This is a genomic window from Streptomyces narbonensis (genome assembly GCF_014649015.1).
Taxonomy (GTDB): domain Bacteria; phylum Actinomycetota; class Actinomycetes; order Streptomycetales; family Streptomycetaceae; genus Streptomyces; species Streptomyces narbonensis.
The window spans coordinates 116,182-135,111 of record NZ_BMSF01000003.1 but is presented as its reverse complement, the minus strand read 5'-3'; the positions used below and the strand labels follow the sequence as shown (position 1 = coordinate 135,111).

Sequence of the window (18,930 nt, the reverse complement as noted above, 5' to 3'; positions counted from 1 at the left end):
CTGGGCAACGTCTACAGTGGCGTGGTACGCGCAAGCTTCACCCCGTCTTCATACGGGGAGCTTGCTGGGAAATTCTCTGTCAGGGGTGTGCGTGACGGCCGTCGAGTCCCGACCCGCAGGGGTCGTCTTGACTCCCAGCCCGGGGGGCCATCGGCCGTTCGGGGCCCGCGTCAAGGCATACGTGGCGCTGACCAAGCCGCGAATCATCGAACTGCTGCTCATCACGACCGTTCCGGTGATGTTCCTTGCCGAGCAGGGCGTGCCGAACCTGTGGCTGGTGCTCGCCACCTGCTTCGGCGGCTACCTGTCCGCGGGCGGCGCCAACGCGCTGAACATGTACATCGACCGCGACATCGACGCGCTGATGGACCGCACCTCGCAGCGTCCGCTGGTCACCGGCGTGCTCACGCCGCGTGAGGGCCTCGTCTTCGGCCTCAGCCTCGCGGTGATCTCCACGCTGTGGTTCGGCCTGCTGGTCAACTGGCTCTCCGCCGCGCTCTCGCTCGGCGCGCTCCTCTTCTACGTGGTCGTCTACACGATGATCCTCAAGCGGCGGACCGCGCAGAACATCGTCTGGGGCGGCATCGCCGGCTGCCTGCCGGTGCTCATCGGCTGGTCGGCCGTCACCAACTCGATGTCGTGGGCCGCGATCATCCTCTTCCTCGTCATCTTCTTCTGGACGCCGCCGCACTACTGGCCGCTGTCGATGAAGGTGAAGGAGGACTACGCCCGCGCCGGCGTGCCGATGCTCCCGGTCCTCGCCTCCAACAAGGTCGTGGCCAAGCAGATCGTCGCCTACAGCTGGGTGATGGTCGCCGTCTCCCTGCTGCTCACCCCGCTCGGCTACACCGGCTGGTTCTACACGGCCGTCGCGCTGCTGACCGGCGGCTGGTGGCTGTGGGAGGCGCACGGGCTGCTGAACCGCGCGAAGTCGGGCGCCACCGGAGCGAAGCTCAAGGAGATGCGCCTCTTCCACTGGTCCATCACCTACGTCTCGCTGCTCTTCGTGGCCGTCGCGGTGGACCCCTTCCTCCGCTAGCGCCCGATTCGCCGGACACGCCCCCGGGCGTTCTCCGCTCAGATGATTCGCTCGGCCGACGGCCGGGTCACGTGGGATAGGCCACGTGACCCGGCCGTCGCCAGTAGATCTACCCCTCGGTAGCATCCCTTTCATGGCAGAAACGAAGCAGGAAGAGCGCAAGGCGGCCCGGCTCGCCAAGGAGATCAAGGCCTTCTCCAAGGAGCACGGCGGCACCGAGGGGCACCTCGCGCACATCGGCCAGGCGGGCACCCGGATCGTCCTCGTCGGCACCGACGGCGCCTGGGGCGACCTCGTCGCGCCGACCCACGAGATCGCGAAGCAGGCGGCCGAGAAGGCCGGTCTCACGCTCCACGAGGAGTTCGACGGCGAGTTCGCCGCCAAGGTCGTCACCGGCCCGTACGAGTGGAGCCGGATGGCCGGCATCCAGATCGGCGGCCCCTCCAACGGCTGAGGCAACAACCTCGCGCGGGGCTCACCCGTTAGGACGTGTGGAGACACGTCCACACAGGGAGCCCCCCGAGATGATCGACACGCCGAGCCTCGTGGACCAGTACTGCCACGGAGTGCTCCGTACGGAGCTCGGCCTGGGCACCTTCGAGACCCACCTCGGCGCGCACCTCGGCGACCGGCGGGGCGGTCCGCCCGGGCTGCCCGCCGCCGGGACGACCTTCTTCGACACGCAGACGGGATTCGCGGTACGGCGCTGGTGCCCGCCGCTCCTCGGCCTCGAACCGCACTGCCCGCCCGCCCGCTACCTCGCCCGCCGTCGCGAGCTCGGCGTCGTCGAGGCGGGCCGACGGCTGCTCAGGGCCTCCGGGATCTCCACGTACCTCGTGGACACGGGGGTCGCCGGTGACCTGACCCGGCCGGCCGAGATCGCCGCCACGGCCGGCGCGGAGGCCCACGAGATCGTCCGCCTCGAACCCCTCGCCGAACAGGTCGCCGACACCTCGGGGACCGTCGACGCCTTCCTCGCCAACCTCGCCGAGGCCGTCCACGGCGCCGCCGTGAACGCCGTGGCCTTCACCTCGCTGGAGGGCGCACGCCGAGGGCTCGCGACGACGCCCGAGCCACCGGGACCGGGGGAGGTGCGCGGCGCGGCCGGACGCTGGCTGGCCGGCCGCCCCGCCGGCGGGCGGCTCACCGACCCCGTCCTGCTGCGGCACCTCCTCTGGATCGCCATCACCGCCGGCCGCCCGCTCCAGCTGCACACCCGGGACCTCGATCCGGCCGTCCTCGGCGCCTTCGCCGCAGCCACCACGGGGCTCGGCGCCGACCTCGTCCTGCTGCACGCCTACCCGCACCACCGCGCGGCGGCGCACCTGACCGTCGTCCATCCGCACGTGTACGCCGACCTCGGCCCGGCCCTCGCCCACACCGGCGCCCGGGCGGCGGCCGTCCTCGCCGAGGTCCTGGAGTCGGCGCCCTTCGGGAAGCTGCTGTTCTCCAGCGGCGCCCACGGACTGCCCGAGCTGCACGTCGTCGCGGCGGGCGTCTTCCGCTCGGCGCTCACGCGGGTGCTGGGGGAGTGGGTGATGGACGGCGCCTGGTCACCCCCGGACGCCCAGCGCGTCGCCACGATGATCGCGGCGGGGAACGCCCGCCGCGTCTACCGCCTCGGACCCGCTGTCAGTCCCCGTTGATAACGTGCGCAGCAGATGGAAACGATCATGGGGGAGAAGGCGGCCATGGGAGAGACGACCGTGCACGAGGTCGACGGCGCGAGGATCGAGCAGGCGCTCGACGGCATCAGGAGCCGGATCTTCAGCCGCTGGCACGACCTCCGGTACGGCGGCGGCGTGTCGCAGACCGGCCTCCGGGAGACCCTCGACGAACTCCTCGACCACGTCGGGGCCCGCACCCTGGAGGACCCCGACCTCGCCGCCGACCCGTCGCGCGCGGCGCTCCTCACCGCCGCCGAGTGCGCCCTCGGCGTCCTGGGCCTCGGCTGCTTCCCCGAAGGGGACTGGGACGTCCCGATGCCCCTCGTCGACGAGACCCTGAGCAGCGACGACCAGCTCTTCGACGAGGACTGGGACCCGGGGCACCGGGTGCCCACCGCGCGGACCTGGACGGACGCCTTCGCGCTCTGCCTGATCAGCGGGCTCGCCTGGGAGCGCCGACGGGTGATCGGGCCGCTGCTCCACGAGGACTACGCGCCCGCGATCCGCTCCGGCGTGCCGTACTCGCGCTTCGACTCCGTCTCGGAGCCGGCGGACCTCGCCGAGATGGACGCCCTCTGCGTCTACCTGACGGTGGAGCACGGCCCGATCCCCGGTGCCGTGCCCGGCGACGTACCGGTGCGCCGGCCCGGCGCGGAGGAGCTGGCGGCCGCGGCGGCGCGACTCGACGCTGCCGGGGCGCTGAGCCCGGACCAGCGGCTCCTGCGCGTCCTGCTCGACGACGACCGCGAGGCCTTCGAGCGGGCCCTCGTGGAGCGGCTCGACGCGCACCGGGAGGGCGTCGGCGCCGATGCCGAGCCGAGGACCCTGCTGCCCGTGGGGACCGTCGCCCTGGCCGCGCTCGCCCACCTGGCGCACGGCTGGGAGCCGACGGTCCGCTCCGGCTACCTGCCCGGGGCGCTGCTCCGCGCCCCGGTGTCCGCATAGCCGGACCGCCCGGGCCCCCGCTTGTGGCGGGCGGTCCGGGCGGTCCGGGATGTTCTCAGGCGCTCGCGAGCGCGGAGTCGGTCTGGGCCGGGATGTCCGCCGTTGGGACCGGGCGCTCGCGCAGGCTCAGGGCGAGCCGCAGCACCGCGATCCACATCAGCGACGAGCCGAGCATGTGCACCGCGACCAGGATCTCGGGGACCCCGCTGAAGTACTGCACGTAGCCGATCCCGCCTTGCGCGAGCAGCACGATCAGCAGGTCGCGGGCGCGGGCCCGGGTGTCGTCGGGGGCGTCCACCACACGCAGCACCAGCCACATGGCGAGCGCGAGAGCGCAGACGACCCAGGCGGCGATGGCGTGGAGGTGCGCGGCGTTCGTCCAGTCCCACGGCATGCGCGGGACGTCGCTGCTGTCACCGGCGTGCTTGCCGGCGCCGGTCACGGTCGTGCCGAGCGCGATCAGCAGACCCGAGGCGATCGTGATCGCCCACGACAGCTTGCGGACCGGGCCCGGCACGCGCGGCTTCGGCGGGGTGTCGCCCTCGCCGGTCCGGTGCCAGGTGATGACGGCGACGGTGAGCAGGGCGTTCGCGGCGAGGAAGTGGCCGGCGACCGTCCACGGGTTGAGGCCCATCCACACCGTGATGCCGCCGATGACGGCGTTGCTCATCACGATCCAGAACTGCGCCCAGCCCCAGCGCGTGAGGTTGCGGCGCCACGGCTTGGTGGACCGGGTGGCGATGATCGCCCAGCCGACGGCCGCCGACAGGACGTACGTCAGCATCCGGTTGCCGAACTCGATCAGACCGCGGTAGCCCTGCTCGGGCGTGACGATGAGGCTGTCTTCCGTGCACTTCGGCCAGGTGTCGCAGCCGAGACCGGAACCGGTCAGCCGGACCGCGCCACCGGTGACGATGATGAGGACGCTCATCACGACGGCGGAGAGCGCGGCGCGCCGGAGCGTCCGGGGGGACGGGGTCCAGCGCTGGGCGATGTAGGCGAGGGGGGTCAGCACGGGCCCCATCGTAGGACGGGGCTTGTGCACGCTTTCACGAGGGGGGTGGCTTGTCGGGAAACGTCACCCTCTGAACCTCTTCGGTCACTCCCAGCGGAAGAACTTCGCCGCAGCGCCGAGGCCCAGGACCGCCCACACGGCCAGGATCAGCGCGTTGCCCCAGGGCATGGACGCGCCGTTCTGGAGGACGTCCCGCAGGCCGTCGGAGAGGGCGGAGATGGGGAGCAGTTCCAGGAGCGAGCGGGCCGGCTCGGGGAACCTGTCCAGCGGGACGATGACCCCGCCGCCCACCAGGAGCAGCAGGAAGACGAGGTTGGCGGCGGCCAGGGTGGCCTCCGCCTTGAGCGTGCCCGCCATGAGCAGCCCGAGGCCCGAGAAGGCGGCCGTGCCGAGGACCAGGAGCAGCAGGACGGAGAGGGGGCTGCCGTGCGGGGACCAGCCGAGCGCCAGGGCGAGGGCGGTGAGGAGCGCGACCTGGAGGACCTCGGTGACGAGGACGGCGAGCGTCTTGGCGGTCATGAGCGCCCAGCGGGGGAGCGGTGAGGCGCCGAGACGCTTGAGCACCCCGTACCGCCGCTCGAAACCGGTCGCGATGGCCTGGCCGGTGAAGGCGGTCGACAGCACGGCGAGCGCGAGGACGCCCGGGGCGAGGAAGTCGACGGCCTCCCCGGCGCCGCCCGTCGTCGAAACAGGCACGGTCACGATGTCGACCGTGGAGAAGAGGACGAGGAGCAGCGAGGGAATGATCACCGTGAGGAGGAGCTGCTCGCCGTTGCGCAGCAGCATCCGGGTCTCCAGGGCCGTCTGCGCCGCGATCATCCGGCCGACGGGGGCGGCGCCGGGCTTCGGGGAGTAGGTACCCGTGCTCATGACCTCAGCTCCTTGCCGGTCAGCTCCATGAAGACGTCTTCGAGGGTGTGGCGCTCGACGGAGATGCCCTCGGGCATGACGCCGTGCTGGGCGCACCAGGTGGTGACCGTGGCGAGCAGCTGCGGGTCGACGGTGCCGGTGATGCGGTACGTGCCCGGGAGGGGCTCCGCGGCGGCGGTGCCGTCGGGCAGGGCCTTGAGCAGGGAGCCGAGGTCGAGTCCGGGGCGGCCGGTGAAGCGCAGGGTGTTCTCGGCGCCGCCGCGGCAGAGCTGTTCGGGGCTGCCCTGGGCGGCGACCCGGCCGGCGTCGATGATGGCGACGTCGTCGGCCAGCTCCTCGGCCTCCTGCATGAAGTGGGTGGTGAGGACGACCGTGACGCCGTCGGCGCGCAGCTCGCGCACGAGGTCCCAGGTGGCGCGGCGGGCCTGCGGGTCGAGTCCGGCGGTCGGCTCGTCGAGGAAGACGAGCTCGGGGCGGCCCACGACGGCCATGGCGAGCGCGAGGCGCTGCTGCTGGCCGCCGGAGAGCCGGCGGTAGGTGGTGCGGCCGCAGGAGCCGAGGCCGAGCCGCTCGATCAGGGCGTCCACGTCCAGGGGGTGGGCGTGCAGCTTCGCCATGTGGCGGAGCATCTCGTCGGCCCGGGCGCCCGAGTAGACCCCGCCGGACTGGAGCATCACGCCGATCCTGGGGCGCAGCGCGGCCGCGTCGGCGACCGGGTCGAGGCCGAGGGTGCGGACGGTGCCGTCATCCGGTCGGCGGTAGCCCTCGCAGGTTTCGATGGTGGTGGTCTTGCCGGCCCCGTTGGGGCCGAGGACGGCGGTGACGGTACCGGCCCGCACGTCGAGGTCGAGGCCGTCGACGGCGGTCTTGTTTCCGTACCGCTTGACCAGGCCACGTACCTGGACGACGGACTCATTTCCCATGGGCGGAAGTCTAGAGAGGGGGCTGAGGTCCTCCCGGCACGGGGCCCGCCGGACCCCCGCTCGGCCAGGCCCCACGGGCTTGATTCGTCCTACGAATGATCGTTTCCGCAGGTCAGGTAAGCCTTACCTGAGTGACGCACGGCACCGCCGTCGCCGCTGACGGCGCTTGTCAGTCCTCGATTAATTACGCAACAATGGCGTTGTGAAAAACGTTGGCGCGGCTCCGGTGGAGGAACTCGCGACCCGAGAGCGTTCCACGCGCAACCGGGTCGCGCGGTCGATCCTGGACCACGGGCCCTCGACCGTCGCCGACCTGGCCGAACGGCTCCGCCTCACCCAGGCAGCCGTCCGTCGCCACCTCGACGCACTGGTCGCGGAGAACGTCGTCGAGGCCCGTGAGCAGCGCGTCTACGGGACGCGCGCCCGTGGACGCCCCGCGAAGATCTTCGCGCTCACCGACTGCGGCCGCGACGCGTTCGACCAGTCGTACGACTCCCTGGCGGTCGAGGCGCTCCGCTGGATCGAGCGCAACGCCGGAGGGGAGGCGGCCGTCGCCGCCTTCGCCCGCGACCGCATCGAGGCCCAGGGCGACACGTACAGGGAAGCCGTCGAGGCGGCCGAGCCGGCCCGCCGGACCGAGGCGCTCGCCAAGGCCCTGACGGCGGACGGGTACGCTGCCACTGCGCGGAACGCGCCGGTCGGCGAGCAGCTCTGCCAGCACCACTGCCCGGTCGCCCACGTCGCCGAGCAGTATCCGCAGCTGTGCGAGGCGGAGACGGAGTTCTTCTCCCGCCTCTTGGGAACGCACGTCCAACGTCTGGCCACCATCGCGCATGGTGACGGCGTCTGCACGACGTTCATCCCGCACAGTGCCCCACAGACCAACTCATCAGCATCCGTCAGCACGGCCGGGAGGAACCCCGCATGACCACCGAGATCAGCCACCCCGAGCTTGAGGGCCTGGGTCGGTACGAGTACGGCTGGGCCGACTCCGACGCGGCCGGTGCCACCGCGAAGCGCGGTCTGAACGAGGACGTCGTCCGCGACATCTCCTCGAAGAAGAACGAGCCCGAGTGGATGCTGAACCTGCGTCTCAAGGGTCTGCGCCTCTTCGGTAAGAAGCCCATGCCGACCTGGGGCTCCGACCTCTCCGGCATCGACTTCGACAACATCAAGTACTTCGTGCGGTCCACCGAGAAGCAGGCCGAGTCCTGGGAGGACCTGCCGGAGGACATCAAGAACACGTACGACAAGCTCGGCATCCCGGAGGCGGAGAAGCAGCGCCTCGTCGCCGGTGTCGCCGCCCAGTACGAGTCCGAGGTCGTCTACCACCAGATCCGCGAGGACCTGGAGGAGCAGGGCGTCATCTTCGTCGACACCGACACGGCGCTGAAGGAGCACGAGGAGCTCTTCAAGGAGTACTTCGGCACCGTCATCCCGGTCGGCGACAACAAGTTCGCCTCCCTGAACACGGCCGTGTGGTCCGGCGGCTCGTTCATCTACGTGCCGAAGGGCGTGCACGTCGAGATCCCGCTCCAGGCCTACTTCCGTATCAACACGGAGAACATGGGTCAGTTCGAGCGGACGCTGATCATCGTCGACGAGGACGCCTACGTCCACTACGTCGAGGGCTGCACCGCCCCGATCTACTCCTCGGACTCGCTGCACAGTGCCGTTGTCGAGATCATCGTGAAGAAGGGCGGCCGCTGCCGCTACACGACCATCCAGAACTGGTCGAACAACGTCTACAACCTGGTGACCAAGCGCGCCGTCGCCTACGAGGGCGCCACCATGGAGTGGGTCGACGGCAACATCGGCTCCAAGGTCACCATGAAGTACCCGGCCGTCTACCTCATGGGCGAGCACGCCAAGGGCGAGACGCTGTCCATCGCCTTCGCGGGCGAGGGCCAGCACCAGGACGCCGGCGCCAAGATGGTGCACATGGCCCCGAACACCTCCTCGAACATCGTCTCCAAGTCGGTGGCGCGAGGCGGCGGCCGCACCTCCTACCGCGGTCTCATCGAGATCGGCGAGGGCGCCCCGGGCTCCAAGTCCAACGTGCTCTGCGACGCGCTGCTCGTCGACACGATCTCCCGCTCGGACACGTACCCCTACGTGGACGTGCGCGAGGACGACGTCTCCATGGGCCACGAGGCCACCGTCTCCAAGGTCTCCGAGGACCAGCTCTTCTACCTGATGAGCCGCGGCCTCACCGAGTTCGAGGCCATGGCGATGATCGTCCGCGGCTTCGTCGAGCCCATCGCCAAGGAACTCCCGATGGAGTACGCCCTGGAGCTCAACCGGCTGATCGAGCTGCAGATGGAAGGCGCGGTCGGCTGACAGCGCCACCGCCCCCCGTTCGCAGCGACCGACTTCGTACGTACGCAGGAAGAGAGCAACACGACAGCCATGGCTGAGGCTCAGAACATCCCCGCGGGCTCCACCACCGCGGGCTCGATCGCGGTGGCCGCCGAGTCCACCGTCGCCACGCGCATGAGCGCGCCCCCGTCCTTCGACGTCGCGGACTTCCCCGTCCCGCACGGCCGCGAGGAGGAGTGGCGCTTCACGCCGCTCGCGCGGCTCCGCGGCCTGCACGACGGCACCGCCGTCGCGTCCGGCGAGGGCGTCAAGGTCGAGGTCGAGGCCCCCGAGGGCGTCACCGTGGAGACCGTCGGCCGTGACGACGAGCGGCTCGGCAAGGCCGGCAAGCCCGTCGACCGCGTCGCGGCCCAGGCGTACTCCTCCTTCGAGAAGGCCTCGGTCGTCACCGTCGCCAAGGAGGCCGTCCTCACCGAGCCGATCCGCATCGCCGTGCACGGCGAGGGCGGGGTCGCCTTCGGCCACCAGGTGATCGAGCTCGGCGCCTTCGCCGAGGCCGTCGTGGTCATCGACCACACCGGTGACGCGGTGCTCGCCGCCAACGTCGACTACGTCCTCGGCGACGGCGCCAAGCTGACCGTCGTCTCCGTCCAGGACTGGGACGAGAAGGCCGTCCACGTCGCCCAGCACAACGCGCTGGTCGGCCGCGACGCCTCCTTCAAGTCGGTGATCGTCACCTTCGGCGGCGACGTCGTCCGCATCCACCCCCGCGTGGCGTACGCGGCGCCCGGCGGCGAGGCCGAGCTCTTCGGCCTGTACTTCACCGACGCCGGCCAGCACCAGGAGCACCGCCTCCTCGTCGACCACAACACCCCGCACTGCAAGTCCAACGTCGCCTACAAGGGCGCGCTGCAGGGCCAGGACGCGCACGCGGTGTGGATCGGTGACGTCCTCATCCAGGCCGCCGCCGAGGGCACCGACACGTACGAGCTCAACCGGAACCTGGTCCTCACGGACGGCGCCCGGGTCGACTCCGTGCCGAACCTGGAGATCGAGACCGGCGAGATCGCCGGCGCCGGTCACGCCTCGGCCACCGGCCGCTTCGACGACGAGCAGCTCTTCTACCTGATGTCCCGCGGCATCCCGGAGGCCGAGGCCCGCCGCCTCGTCGTCCGCGGCTTCTTCGCCGAGCTGGTCCAGCAGATCGGTCTGCCGGACGTCCAGGAGCGTCTCCTCGCCAAGATCGAGGCCGAGCTGGAGGCCTCCGTCTGATGGCCTTCGTCCGAGTCTGCGCACTGAGCGAGCTGGAGACCGACACCCCGAAGCGGGTCGAGGTCGACGGCACGCCGGTGTCGGTCGTGCGCACCGAGGGCGAGGTGTTCGCGATCAACGACATCTGCTCGCACGCGAACGTCTCCCTCTCGGAGGGCGAGGTCGAGGACTGCGCCATCGAGTGCTGGCTGCACGGGTCGAGCTTCGACCTCCGCACCGGCAAGCCCTCGGGCCTGCCCGCGACGCGCCCCGTGCCCGTATACCCCGTAAAGATCGAAGGGGACGATGTGCTCGTCTCCGTCACCCAGGAGTCCTGAGTCACCCATGGCAACGCTTGAAATCCACGACCTGCACGTCTCCGTCGAGGCCGAGAACGGCCCCCGGGAGATCCTCAAGGGTGTCGACCTGACCATCAAGCAGGGCGAGACCCACGCCGTCATGGGCCCCAACGGCTCCGGCAAGTCGACCCTGGCGTACTCGCTCGCCGGCCACCCGAAGTACACGGTCACCGGCGGCACCGTCACCCTCGACGGCGAGGACGTCCTGGAGATGTCGGTCGACGAGCGCGCCCGCGCCGGCGTCTTCCTGGCCATGCAGTACCCGGTCGAGGTCCCCGGTGTCTCGGTCTCCAACTTCCTTCGCACCTCGGCCACCGCCGTCCGCGGCGAGGCCCCCAAGCTGCGTACCTGGGTGAAGGAGGTCAAGTCCGCGATGGAGCAGCTCCAGATGGACCCGGCCTTCGCCGAGCGCAACGTCAACGAGGGCTTCTCCGGCGGTGAGAAGAAGCGCCACGAGATCCTCCAGCTGGAGCTCCTCAAGCCGAAGATCGCGATCCTCGACGAGACCGACTCGGGCCTCGACGTCGACGCGCTCCGCATCGTCTCCGAGGGCGTCAACCGTGTCCGCGAGACCGGCGAGGTCGGCACGCTGCTGATCACCCACTACACGCGCATCCTGCGCTACATCAAGCCCGACTTCGTTCACGTGTTCGCGAACGGCCGCATCGCCGAGTCCGGCGGCGCCGAGCTCGCCGACCAGCTCGAGGCCGAGGGCTACGACAAGTACGTGAAGGGTGGCGCATCCGCGTGACATCTGCCCATCAGGGGCTCTCCGGCCTCCTCGACACCGAGGCGATCCGCAAGGACTTCCCGCTCCTGGATCGCGTGGTCCACGACGGCAAGAAGATCGTGTACCTGGACTCCGCGGCGACCTCGCAGAAGCCGCGCCAGGTCCTCGACGCGCTGAACCAGTACTACGAGCGGCACAACGCCAACGTGCACCGTGGTGTGTACACGGTCGCCGAGGAGGCGACGGCGCTGTACGAGGGCGCCCGCGACAAGGTCGCGGCGTTCATCAACGCGCCGAGCCGCGACGAGGTGATCTTCACCAAGAACGCCTCGGAGTCGCTCAACCTCGTGGCCAACATGCTGGGCTGGGCCGACGAGCCCTACCGCGTGGACCACGAGACCGAGATCGCCATCACGGAGATGGAGCACCACTCCAACATCGTGCCGTGGCAGCTGCTCGCGCAGCGCACGGGCGCGAAGCTGAAGTGGTTCGGCCTCACCGACGACGGCCGTCTCGACCTCTCGAACATCGAAGAGGTCATCACCGAGAAGACCAAGATCGTCTCGTTCACGCTGGTCTCGAACCTGCTGGGCACGGTCAACCCGGTCGAGACGATCATCCGCCGCGCCCAGGAGGTCGGTGCGCTCGTCTGCATCGACGCCTCCCAGGCGGCCCCGCACATGGTCCTGGACGTGCAGGCGCTCCAGGCCGACTTCGTGGCCTTCACCGGCCACAAGATGTGCGGCCCGACCGGCATCGGCGTGCTGTGGGGACGGCAGGAGCTCCTGGAGGACCTCCCGCCCTTCCTCGGCGGCGGCGAGATGATCGAGACCGTCTCGATGCACTCCTCGACCTACGCTCCGGCTCCGCACAAGTTCGAGGCGGGTACGCCCCCGATCGCCCAGGCCGTCGGCCTCGGCGCGGCCGTGGACTACCTGTCGGCGATCGGCATGGAGAACATCGCGCGCCACGAGCACGCGATCACCGAGTACGCCGTCCGGCGCCTCCAGGAGGTCCCGGACCTGCGGATCATCGGCCCCACCACGGCCGAGGACCGCGGCGCGGCGATCTCCTTCACGCTGGGCGACATCCATCCGCACGACGTGGGCCAGGTGCTCGACGAAGAGGGCATCGCGGTCCGGGTCGGCCACCACTGCGCGCGGCCGGTCTGCCTGCGGTACGGAATTCCTGCGACCACGCGGGCGTCGTTCTATCTGTACTCCACCCCGGCCGAGGTCGACGCCCTCGTCGCGGGACTGGAGCACGTACGGAACTTCTTCGGGTAGGGGTCGGTCGTGAAGCTGGATTCGATGTACCAGGACGTCATCCTGGACCACTACAAGCACCCCCACGGGCGCGGTCTTCGGGACGGCGACGCCGAGGTGCACCACGTCAACCCGACGTGCGGCGACGAGATCACGCTGCGCGTGAAGTACGAGGGCTCGCGGATCGCGGACGTCTCGTACGAGGGGCAGGGCTGCTCGATCAGCCAGGCTTCGGCCTCGGTCCTGAACGAGCTGCTCGTCGGCAAGGAGCTGGCCGAGGCGCAGAAGATCCAGGGCACCTTCCTGGAGCTGATGCAGTCCAAGGGCCAGATCGAGCCGGACGACGCGATGGAGGAGGTCCTGGAGGACGCGGTCGCGTTCGCCGGCGTCTCCAAGTACCCGGCCCGGGTGAAGTGCGCGCTGCTCAGCTGGATGGCGTGGAAGGACGCGACCGCCCAGGCGCTGGGTGACGACGAGAAGTCTGTGAGGAAGTCGGCATGACCGAGAACGCTGGGGCCACCATGAAGCCGGCCTCCGAGGAAGAAGTCCGCGAGGCGCTGTACGACGTCGTCGACCCCGAGCTGGGCATCGACGTGGTCAACCTCGGTCTGATCTACGGCATCCACATCGACGACTCGAACGTCGCGACGCTGGACATGACCCTGACGTCGGCGGCCTGCCCGCTGACCGATGTCATCGAGGACCAGGCGAAGTCCGCGACGGACGGCATCGTCAGCGAGCTGAAGATCAACTGGGTCTGGATGCCGCCGTGGGGTCCGGACAAGATCACGGACGACGGCCGCGAGCAGCTGCGCGCGCTCGGCTTCAACGTCTGACAGACGGACTCGTGTGAACGGCCGTGCCCTTCGGGGCACGGCCGTTTTCGCGTGTGCGGGGCTGCCGCGTCAGTGGCTCCTGCCCCAGTCGGCGCGCGGGCCCGGGGTGGGGGCGGCGGGGAAGCCGGCCGCCTGGGCGAGGTCCGGGGCCAGGTTCTCCTTGCGGATGCGCAGGTCGACGTAGATCAGGGAGGTCACCAGCGGGGGGAAGACGGAGACGACCAGCTGGCTGACCAGCTGTCCGAGGATCACGAAGACGATGACCACGGCGAAGGCGGCGATCATCGCGCTTTCGCCGCTCCCGGAGAAGTCGACGGCCGACAGCGGCGCCGACGCGAGCAGCGAGAGCAGCTGCTGGATCAGCCAGCTCACGAAGGTGGTCGCCACCGCGACGAGCAGCATGATGCCGAAGGTGCGCCACCAGAAGCCGCGGATCAGGGCCGAGGAGCGGCGCATCGAGGCGATCGCGCCCTGGCCCTCCATGACCGCCGCCGCCGGGGCCAGGCTGAACTTCACCCAGATCCACAGCGCGAGCGGGGTGACGAGCAGGGCCAGGAGGAAGGCGAGGACGGGCAGGAGGAGGTAGCTGCCGTCCGGGGTGCCGCCCGAGTCGGCCGCGGAGAACAGGGCCAGGAACAAGCCGACGACGCCCACGAGGACGATCGCGTACGGAAGCATCAGGACGACGCTCGTCAGGAGCACGGTGCCGAGGACGGCCGGCATCCGGGACCAGGAGCGGCGCCAGAGCGCGCCGAAGCGGGTCGGGCGGCCGAGGACGGCCTCCTGGATCACTGCGGGGCAGGCCGCCGCCATCAGCGCGTTGGCGCAGAGGAGCGTGATCATGGCGGCGAGCCAGACGAGGACGAACGCGACGATCAGCGGCTGGACGTCCTCCCACCGCGGCTCCTCGCCCACGGGCAGGTCGAACACCGCGGGGAAGAGGTCGCTCACGGTCGCGTACGCGATGACGAGGGCCACGCCGACGAAGACGACCGCCGTGCCGTAGACGGCGGCGGTGACCCCGAGGAGCTGCTTCCAGTGGCGCCCGAAGGCCGCGAAGGTGCCGGAGAGGATCGCCCCGAGGGTGAGCGGTGCCAGGGGTATGACCCCGGGTCTCGGAGGCGGAGGCGGATAGCCGTAGCCGTAGGGCGGCGGCACTGGAGGGAACGTCATGCGGGACACCGTATCGGTAGCCGTTGCGCACACCTGTGCGGATTCTATGTGTACGCCTGTACGCATCGATGTGTACGCTCGTACGCATGGGATACGGACTCCTGGCGGGCGCCATCGTGGCGGAGATCCTCGCCACCACCTCGATGAAGTACAGCGACGGCTTCACCAAGCTCTGGCCCTCGCTCGTCACCGGCGCCGGCTACCTGATCGCCTTCGCGCTCCTCGCGCAGGCCCTCAAGACGCTCCAGGTCGGCACCGCGTACGCCATCTGGTCCGGCGTCGGCACCGCCGCCGTCGCCACGATCGGCATCCTCTTCCTCGGCGAGACCCTCAGCCTCGCCAAGATCGCCGGGATCCTGCTGATCGTCGCCGGGGTCGCCGTCCTCAACCTCGGGGGCGCGCACTGATGGCCCGCGCCCGCCGCCACGACCCCGGGCGGCGCGAGCGGATCGTCGCCGCGGCCCTCCGCGTCGTCGGGCGGTCCGGACTCGCCGGGCTGAGCCACCGCACGGTCGCCGCCGAGGCGGACGTGCCGCTCGGCTCCACCACGTACCACTTCGCCTCCCTCGACGAACTCCTCGTCGCCGCCCTCCGCGAGGCCAACGAAGGCTTCGGGCGACGCCTCCGTGAGAGCCCCGCCCTCGCCGACCCGGCCGCCGGCCTCGCCACCGCGCTCGCCCGGCTCCTGGGGGAGTGGCTGGGAGGCGAACGCGCCGGCGTGGAGCTGGAGTACGAGCTCTACCTCGCCGCCCTGCGCCGCCCCGCCCTGCGCCCCGTCGCCGCCGAGTGGACCGAGTCCGCCGTCGCCGCGCTCTCCGCCCGGACCGACCCCGCCACCGCGCGCGCCCTGGTCGCCCTCATGGACGGCGTCTGCCTCCAGGTCCTGCTCACCGGCGGTTCGTACAACGAGGACCACGCGCGCGAGATGCTCGCCCGGGTGTTGAAGGAAGCGCCCGACTCCGGGGTCCCGGCCTCGTCGGAACCGACCATCCGCTCGACCGACACCTGAGACCGGTTGGCCCGCGCGGGGGCCCGACCGTTAGGTTTTCCGTCATGACCACTGCTCCTCGCACCACCGGCGCCGTCGCCGCCGGCCTCGCCACCATCGCCGGTGACGGCTCCGTTCTCGACACCTGGTTCCCCGCCCCCGAGCTGACCGACACGCCCGGCCCCGCCGGCACCGAGCGGCTCACCCCCGACGAGGCCGTGAACGCCCTCGGTGACGGGGCCGCCAAGGCCCTCGGCGTGGACGCCCGCCGCGGCGTCGAGGTGGTCGCCGTCCGTACCGTCATCTCCTCGCTCGACGACAAGCCGCTCGACGCGCACGACGCCTACCTGCGCCTGCACCTGCTCAGCCACCGGCTGGTCAAGCCGCACGGCCAGAGCCTGGACGGCGTCTTCGGTCTCCTCGCCAACGTCGCCTGGACCTCGCTCGGCCCGGTCGCCGTGGACGACATCGAGAAGGTCCGGCTCAACGCCCGCGCCGAGGGCCTGCACCTCCAGGTGACCTCGATCGACAAGTTCCCGCGCATGACCGACTACGTCGTGCCCGCCGGGGTCCGCGTCGCCGACGCCGACCGCGTCCGCCTCGGCGCCCACCTCGCCGCCGGCACCACCGTCATGCACGAGGGCTTCGTCAACTTCAACGCCGGCACCCTCGGCACCTCGATGGTCGAGGGCCGGATCTCCGCCGGCGTCGTCGTCGGCAACGGCTCCGACATCGGCGGCGGCGCCTCCACCATGGGCACCCTGTCCGGCGGCGGCAACGTCGTCATCTCGATCGGCGAGCGCTGCCTGATCGGCGCCGAGGCGGGCGTCGGCATCGCCCTCGGCGACGAGTGCGTCGTCGAGGCCGGTCTGTACGTCACGGCCGGCACCCGGGTCACCATGCCCGACGGCCAGATCGTCAAGGCCCGTGAGCTCTCCGGCGGCTCGAACATCCTCTTCCGCCGCAACTCGGTCACCGGAGCCGTCGAGGCACGCCCGAACAACGCGGTCTGGGGCGGACTGAACGAGATCCTCCACAGCCACAACTGATGCGGTGACTCTGCGTCAACGGCCGGCGTTAGGCAGGACGCAGAGTCACTGTACGCAGACAAGGCGAGGAGTCGACATGAGGACGAAGCCCACGGTCGCCGGGGTGCTCACGGCGCTGGCGGTGCTGCTTCCGGCGGGCACGGCCCAGGCGGACGAGACGCACACGCACAACGGCCCGACCGTCACGAACGGCCCCAGCCTCTCCCTCCACACCGGGCAGATCGACGACCCGCTGGAGGACGTCCTGGAGCACGCCGCGATCCTCGGCCGGACCTACACGACCGACTCCGCCTGAAGCAGCGCTTCGAGCGCACCCCGCAGCCCGTCGACCGTCTCCCGGTCGGCGGGCTGCAGCGGTTCCCGCACCGGCCCGCCGAGCAGTGCCTTGGCGGTCACCGTGCCGGGCAGGCCCGAGGCCATCATCAGCTCGGCCAGCGGCATCGTGCGGGCGTGGAGCAGGGCCGCCCCGGCGGTGTCGCCGGCGTCGAAGGCGTCCAGGACCGCGCGCAGTTGCCGGGGCACCACGTTGGCCACCGTGCTGACGTAGCCGGCGCCGCCGACCGCGTACAGCGGCAGGTTCAGCTCCTCGGCGCCCGAGTAGTACGCGAGGCCGGTCTCCGCGATCAGCCGGGCCGAGGCCAGGAAGTCGTACGAGCAGTCCTTCACCGCCACGATCCGCGGGTGCCCGGCGAGCCGCCGCATGGTCGCCGGCTCGACGCGCGTGCCCGTGCGGCCGGGGATGTCGTAGACCATCACCGGCAGCGCCGTCGCGTCCGCGACCTTCAGGAAGTGCGCCTCGACGGCCGCCTGCGGAGGGCGGCTGTAGTACGGGGTGACGACGAGCAGCCCGTCGGCGCCCGCCTTCTCGGCCTCACGGGCCAGCTCCGCGGTGTGCCGGGTGTCGGCGGTGCCGACGCCCGTGAGAAGCGAGGGGCCCGGACCCACCGCCGCCCGGACGGCGCGGACGAGTCCGGCCTTCTCGGCGTCGGTGGTGGTCGGCGACTCGCCGGTGGTGCCGTTGAGGACCAGGCCGTCACAGCCCTCCGACACCAGATGCGCGGCCAGCTCGCTCGCCCGGTCGAGGTCGAGCGCGCCGGAGGCGGAGAAGGGCGTGATCATCGCGCAGAGCGCGCGGCCGAAAGGGTGTCCAGTGCTCATCCGGACAGTCTGGGCACGCATGACCGTGAAGGTCCACTTAGTTCTGCTTGGTTCGAGAGATAAGCGCTGCTGAAGGGTGGGTTGCTCTGAGATGATCGGCGGGCGCGACAGGGGGATATGGAGAACACCACAGCATGAGCGAACAGCGCGTCGCACTCGTCACCGGCTCGTCCTCGGGCATCGGGGCCGCCGTCGCCCGCCGCCTCGCCGAGGCCGGCATCCGGGTCGTCGTCAACTCCGCCCGTTCCGTCGAGGCGGGGGAACGCCTCGCCGCCGAACTGCCCGGCGCCGTCTACCTCCGGGCGGACGTCTCCGACGAGACCCAGGCCAAGGAGCTCGTCGAGCGGACCGTCGAGCGCCTGGGCCGCCTCGACATCCTCGTCAACTGCGCGGGCACCACCCGGTTCATCCCGCACGACGACCTCGAAGCCGCCTCGCCCGACGTCTGGCGGCACCTCTACGACGTCAACGTCATCGGCGTCTGGCAGACCGTCACCGCCGCCGTCCCGCACCTGCGGAAGACCCGCGGCAGCGTCGTGACGATCTCCTCCCAGGCCGGCGTCCGGCCGGGCGGCAGCTCCATCCCGTACGCGGTCTCCAAGGCCGCCGTCAACCACATGACGAAGCTCCTCGCCAAGACCCTCGGCCCTGACGTCCGGGTCAACGCCGTCGCGCCCGGACTCATCGACACCCCCTGGTTCGACGGGGTCGACGGCGCCGACGCGGCCAAGGCGCATGTCGCCGGGGTCGTTCCGCTGCGCCGTGTCGGCCGCCCCGAGGACATCGCCGAGGCCGTCTTCGACCTCGCCCACGCCTCGTACATCACCGGCGAGGTGCTCCTCGTGGACGGCGGCGGTCACCTGCTCGGCTGAGCCGCCTACAGGTTCAGCTTGAAGCCGTCGTGGCTGCGCGCGAAGCCCAGCGACGCGTAGAAGCGATGGGCCTCCGTCCGCCGCTTGTCGCTCGTCAGCTGGACCAGCGCGCAGCCCCGCTCGCGGGCCCGCGCGACGGCCCGCTCCATCAGCTCCCGCCCCAGGCCGCTGCCCCTCCGGTCCGCCCTGATCCGGACCGCCTCGATCAGGGCCCGCTCGGCGCCGCCCTTGCCGAGGCCGGGGATGTACGTGGCCTGGAGGCAGCCCAGGACAGGTCCGCCGTCGACGAGGACCAGCACCTCGTTGCGCGGGTCGTCCGCGATGGCGGCGAAGGCCCGCTCGTACGCCTCGGTGACGACGATCGTGGCGGGGTCGACGACCTGCCCCTCGTCGGCCAGGAGGGCGAGGACGGCGGGCAGTTCGGCGCGGATGGCAGGGCGGAGAATCATGCTGCCGAGTCTCACACAAGGG

23 protein-coding genes are annotated in these 18,930 nt (G+C 70.9%); 17 read left to right on the top strand and 6 right to left on the bottom strand.

Annotated elements, in window-relative coordinates; translation table 11 throughout:
* Window positions 1-85: 85 nt before the first annotated feature.
* From IE124_RS06665 to IE124_RS06650, 4 genes are all read left to right on the top strand, one after another.
* Window positions 86-1,039, top strand: a complete 954-nt coding sequence (locus tag IE124_RS06665) for a heme o synthase (RefSeq protein WP_370468737.1) — start codon at window positions 86-88, stop codon at window positions 1,037-1,039.
* Window positions 1,040-1,172: 133 nt separating this feature from the next.
* On the top strand, window positions 1,173-1,493 hold the full coding sequence (locus IE124_RS06660) for a hypothetical protein (protein ID WP_189505777.1): 321 nt from the start codon (window positions 1,173-1,175) through the stop codon (window positions 1,491-1,493).
* 70 nt (window positions 1,494-1,563) lie between these two features.
* Window positions 1,564-2,685, top strand: a complete 1,122-nt coding sequence (locus IE124_RS06655) for an amidohydrolase family protein (protein ID WP_189505775.1) — start codon at window positions 1,564-1,566, stop codon at window positions 2,683-2,685.
* 15 nt (window positions 2,686-2,700) lie between these two features.
* Window positions 2,701-3,651: an immunity 49 family protein gene (locus tag IE124_RS06650; protein ID WP_229832225.1), complete on the top strand. Its 951-nt coding sequence runs from the start codon at window positions 2,701-2,703 to the stop codon at window positions 3,649-3,651.
* A 55-nt stretch (window positions 3,652-3,706) separates the two neighbouring features.
* Here IE124_RS06650 and IE124_RS06645 read toward each other — a convergent pair whose 3' ends face one another.
* From IE124_RS06645 to IE124_RS06635, 3 genes are all read right to left on the bottom strand, one after another.
* Window positions 3,707-4,675: a COX15/CtaA family protein gene (locus IE124_RS06645; protein WP_056646009.1), complete on the bottom strand. Its 969-nt coding sequence runs from the start codon at window positions 4,673-4,675 to the stop codon at window positions 3,707-3,709.
* 75 nt (window positions 4,676-4,750) lie between these two features.
* Complete coding sequence (locus IE124_RS06640; protein WP_189505773.1) at window positions 4,751-5,536, bottom strand: ABC transporter permease; 786 nt, start codon at window positions 5,534-5,536, stop codon at window positions 4,751-4,753.
* Window positions 5,533-6,459, bottom strand: coding sequence for an ABC transporter ATP-binding protein (locus IE124_RS06635; protein ID WP_189505771.1), 927 nt, complete (start codon window positions 6,457-6,459; stop codon window positions 5,533-5,535). Before IE124_RS06635 ends, IE124_RS06640 begins: the two co-directional genes overlap by 4 nt.
* 202 nt (window positions 6,460-6,661) lie before the next feature.
* Here IE124_RS06635 and IE124_RS06630 point away from each other — a divergent pair, with 202 nt between their 5' ends.
* From IE124_RS06630 to IE124_RS06595, 8 genes are all read left to right on the top strand, one after another.
* A complete protein-coding gene (locus IE124_RS06630; protein ID WP_189505769.1) occupies window positions 6,662-7,387 on the top strand; it encodes a helix-turn-helix transcriptional regulator in 726 nt (241 codons plus the stop codon).
* Window positions 7,384-8,799 carry a Fe-S cluster assembly protein SufB gene (gene sufB / locus IE124_RS06625; protein ID WP_150271436.1) on the top strand — a complete coding sequence of 472 codons (1,416 nt, stop codon included), beginning with the start codon at window positions 7,384-7,386 and terminating at the stop codon, window positions 8,797-8,799. Before IE124_RS06630 ends, sufB begins: the two co-directional genes overlap by 4 nt.
* Window positions 8,800-8,868: 69 nt before the next feature.
* Window positions 8,869-10,050 carry a Fe-S cluster assembly protein SufD gene (sufD, locus tag IE124_RS06620; RefSeq protein WP_189505767.1) on the top strand — a complete coding sequence of 394 codons (1,182 nt, stop codon included), beginning with the start codon at window positions 8,869-8,871 and terminating at the stop codon, window positions 10,048-10,050.
* On the top strand, window positions 10,050-10,367 hold the full coding sequence (locus IE124_RS06615; protein WP_188268355.1) for a bifunctional 3-phenylpropionate/cinnamic acid dioxygenase ferredoxin subunit: 318 nt from the start codon (window positions 10,050-10,052) through the stop codon (window positions 10,365-10,367). The genes sufD and IE124_RS06615 overlap by 1 nt, the downstream gene beginning before the upstream one ends.
* A 7-nt stretch (window positions 10,368-10,374) precedes the next feature.
* A complete protein-coding gene (gene sufC, locus IE124_RS06610) occupies window positions 10,375-11,139 on the top strand; it encodes a Fe-S cluster assembly ATPase SufC (protein WP_150271441.1) in 765 nt (254 codons plus the stop codon).
* Entirely contained in the window at window positions 11,136-12,404 is a 1,269-nt protein-coding gene (locus IE124_RS06605; protein ID WP_189505765.1) for a cysteine desulfurase, read from the top strand. Before sufC ends, IE124_RS06605 begins: the two co-directional genes overlap by 4 nt.
* Before the next feature lie 9 nt (window positions 12,405-12,413).
* Complete coding sequence (sufU, locus tag IE124_RS06600) at window positions 12,414-12,884, top strand: Fe-S cluster assembly sulfur transfer protein SufU (protein WP_150271443.1); 471 nt, start codon at window positions 12,414-12,416, stop codon at window positions 12,882-12,884.
* Window positions 12,881-13,219 (top strand): metal-sulfur cluster assembly factor, encoded by a 339-nt coding sequence (locus tag IE124_RS06595; RefSeq protein ID WP_055644196.1) that lies wholly within the window; start codon window positions 12,881-12,883, stop codon window positions 13,217-13,219. The genes sufU and IE124_RS06595 overlap by 4 nt, the downstream gene beginning before the upstream one ends.
* A 69-nt stretch (window positions 13,220-13,288) precedes the next feature.
* Here IE124_RS06595 and IE124_RS06590 read toward each other — a convergent pair whose 3' ends face one another.
* Window positions 13,289-14,392: a DUF7847 domain-containing protein gene (locus tag IE124_RS06590; RefSeq protein WP_189505763.1), complete on the bottom strand. Its 1,104-nt coding sequence runs from the start codon at window positions 14,390-14,392 to the stop codon at window positions 13,289-13,291.
* A 68-nt stretch (window positions 14,393-14,460) separates the two neighbouring features.
* Between IE124_RS06590 and IE124_RS06585 the strand changes: the two genes are divergently transcribed.
* The 4 genes from IE124_RS06585 (at window position 14,461) to IE124_RS06570 (ending at window position 16,724) form a co-directional block, all read left to right on the top strand.
* Window positions 14,461-14,799 carry a DMT family transporter gene (locus IE124_RS06585; protein WP_189505761.1) on the top strand — a complete coding sequence of 113 codons (339 nt, stop codon included), beginning with the start codon at window positions 14,461-14,463 and terminating at the stop codon, window positions 14,797-14,799.
* Window positions 14,799-15,401 carry a TetR/AcrR family transcriptional regulator gene (locus IE124_RS06580; RefSeq protein WP_189505759.1) on the top strand — a complete coding sequence of 201 codons (603 nt, stop codon included), beginning with the start codon at window positions 14,799-14,801 and terminating at the stop codon, window positions 15,399-15,401. The genes IE124_RS06585 and IE124_RS06580 overlap by 1 nt, the downstream gene beginning before the upstream one ends.
* Before the next feature lie 44 nt (window positions 15,402-15,445).
* Window positions 15,446-16,429 (top strand): 2,3,4,5-tetrahydropyridine-2,6-dicarboxylate N-succinyltransferase, encoded by a 984-nt coding sequence (gene dapD, locus IE124_RS06575; RefSeq protein ID WP_189505756.1) that lies wholly within the window; start codon window positions 15,446-15,448, stop codon window positions 16,427-16,429.
* A 76-nt stretch (window positions 16,430-16,505) separates the two neighbouring features.
* Window positions 16,506-16,724 (top strand): hypothetical protein, encoded by a 219-nt coding sequence (locus IE124_RS06570; RefSeq protein WP_189505754.1) that lies wholly within the window; start codon window positions 16,506-16,508, stop codon window positions 16,722-16,724.
* Here the strand turns inward: IE124_RS06570 and dapA are convergent.
* Window positions 16,703-17,587 (bottom strand): 4-hydroxy-tetrahydrodipicolinate synthase, encoded by an 885-nt coding sequence (gene dapA, locus IE124_RS06565; RefSeq protein WP_189505752.1) that lies wholly within the window; start codon window positions 17,585-17,587, stop codon window positions 16,703-16,705. The genes IE124_RS06570 and dapA overlap by 22 nt on opposite strands.
* Window positions 17,588-17,721: 134 nt before the next feature.
* On the opposite strand from dapA, the gene IE124_RS06560 reads away from it, so the two are divergent.
* A complete protein-coding gene (locus IE124_RS06560; RefSeq protein WP_189505750.1) occupies window positions 17,722-18,459 on the top strand; it encodes an SDR family NAD(P)-dependent oxidoreductase in 738 nt (245 codons plus the stop codon).
* Window positions 18,460-18,464: 5 nt separating this feature from the next.
* On the opposite strand, the gene IE124_RS06555 is transcribed toward IE124_RS06560, so the two are convergent.
* Window positions 18,465-18,908 carry a GNAT family N-acetyltransferase gene (locus tag IE124_RS06555; protein WP_189505748.1) on the bottom strand — a complete coding sequence of 148 codons (444 nt, stop codon included), beginning with the start codon at window positions 18,906-18,908 and terminating at the stop codon, window positions 18,465-18,467.
* Window positions 18,909-18,930 lie beyond the last annotated feature (22 nt).

Bases quoted from the DNA above. Each gene is read 5' to 3' on its own strand.
- IE124_RS06555 (WP_189505748.1), bottom strand. From the start codon at position 18,908: ATGATTCTCCGCCCTGCCATCCGCGCCGAACTGCCCGCCGTCCTCGCC.
- IE124_RS06655 (WP_189505775.1), top strand. From the start codon at position 1,564: ATGATCGACACGCCGAGCCTCGTGGACCAGTACTGCCACGGAGTGCTC.
- IE124_RS06585 (WP_189505761.1), top strand. From the start codon at position 14,461: ATGTGTACGCTCGTACGCATGGGATACGGACTCCTGGCGGGCGCCATC.
- sufB (WP_150271436.1), top strand. From the start codon at position 7,384: ATGACCACCGAGATCAGCCACCCCGAGCTTGAGGGCCTGGGTCGGTAC.
- IE124_RS06650 (WP_229832225.1), top strand. From the start codon at position 2,701: ATGGAAACGATCATGGGGGAGAAGGCGGCCATGGGAGAGACGACCGTG.
- IE124_RS06640 (WP_189505773.1), bottom strand. From the start codon at position 5,536: ATGAGCACGGGTACCTACTCCCCGAAGCCCGGCGCCGCCCCCGTCGGC.
- IE124_RS06615 (WP_188268355.1), top strand. From the start codon at position 10,050: ATGGCCTTCGTCCGAGTCTGCGCACTGAGCGAGCTGGAGACCGACACC.
- IE124_RS06645 (WP_056646009.1), bottom strand. From the start codon at position 4,675: ATGGGGCCCGTGCTGACCCCCCTCGCCTACATCGCCCAGCGCTGGACC.
- dapD (WP_189505756.1), top strand. From the start codon at position 15,446: ATGACCACTGCTCCTCGCACCACCGGCGCCGTCGCCGCCGGCCTCGCC.
- IE124_RS06635 (WP_189505771.1), bottom strand. From the start codon at position 6,459: ATGGGAAATGAGTCCGTCGTCCAGGTACGTGGCCTGGTCAAGCGGTAC.
- IE124_RS06595 (WP_055644196.1), top strand. From the start codon at position 12,881: ATGACCGAGAACGCTGGGGCCACCATGAAGCCGGCCTCCGAGGAAGAA.
- sufC (WP_150271441.1), top strand. From the start codon at position 10,375: ATGGCAACGCTTGAAATCCACGACCTGCACGTCTCCGTCGAGGCCGAG.
- IE124_RS06660 (WP_189505777.1), top strand. From the start codon at position 1,173: ATGGCAGAAACGAAGCAGGAAGAGCGCAAGGCGGCCCGGCTCGCCAAG.
- IE124_RS06590 (WP_189505763.1), bottom strand. From the start codon at position 14,392: ATGACGTTCCCTCCAGTGCCGCCGCCCTACGGCTACGGCTATCCGCCT.
- IE124_RS06560 (WP_189505750.1), top strand. From the start codon at position 17,722: ATGAGCGAACAGCGCGTCGCACTCGTCACCGGCTCGTCCTCGGGCATC.
- dapA (WP_189505752.1), bottom strand. From the start codon at position 17,587: ATGAGCACTGGACACCCTTTCGGCCGCGCGCTCTGCGCGATGATCACG.
- IE124_RS06570 (WP_189505754.1), top strand. From the start codon at position 16,506: ATGAGGACGAAGCCCACGGTCGCCGGGGTGCTCACGGCGCTGGCGGTG.
- sufD (WP_189505767.1), top strand. From the start codon at position 8,869: ATGGCTGAGGCTCAGAACATCCCCGCGGGCTCCACCACCGCGGGCTCG.
- IE124_RS06580 (WP_189505759.1), top strand. From the start codon at position 14,799: ATGGCCCGCGCCCGCCGCCACGACCCCGGGCGGCGCGAGCGGATCGTC.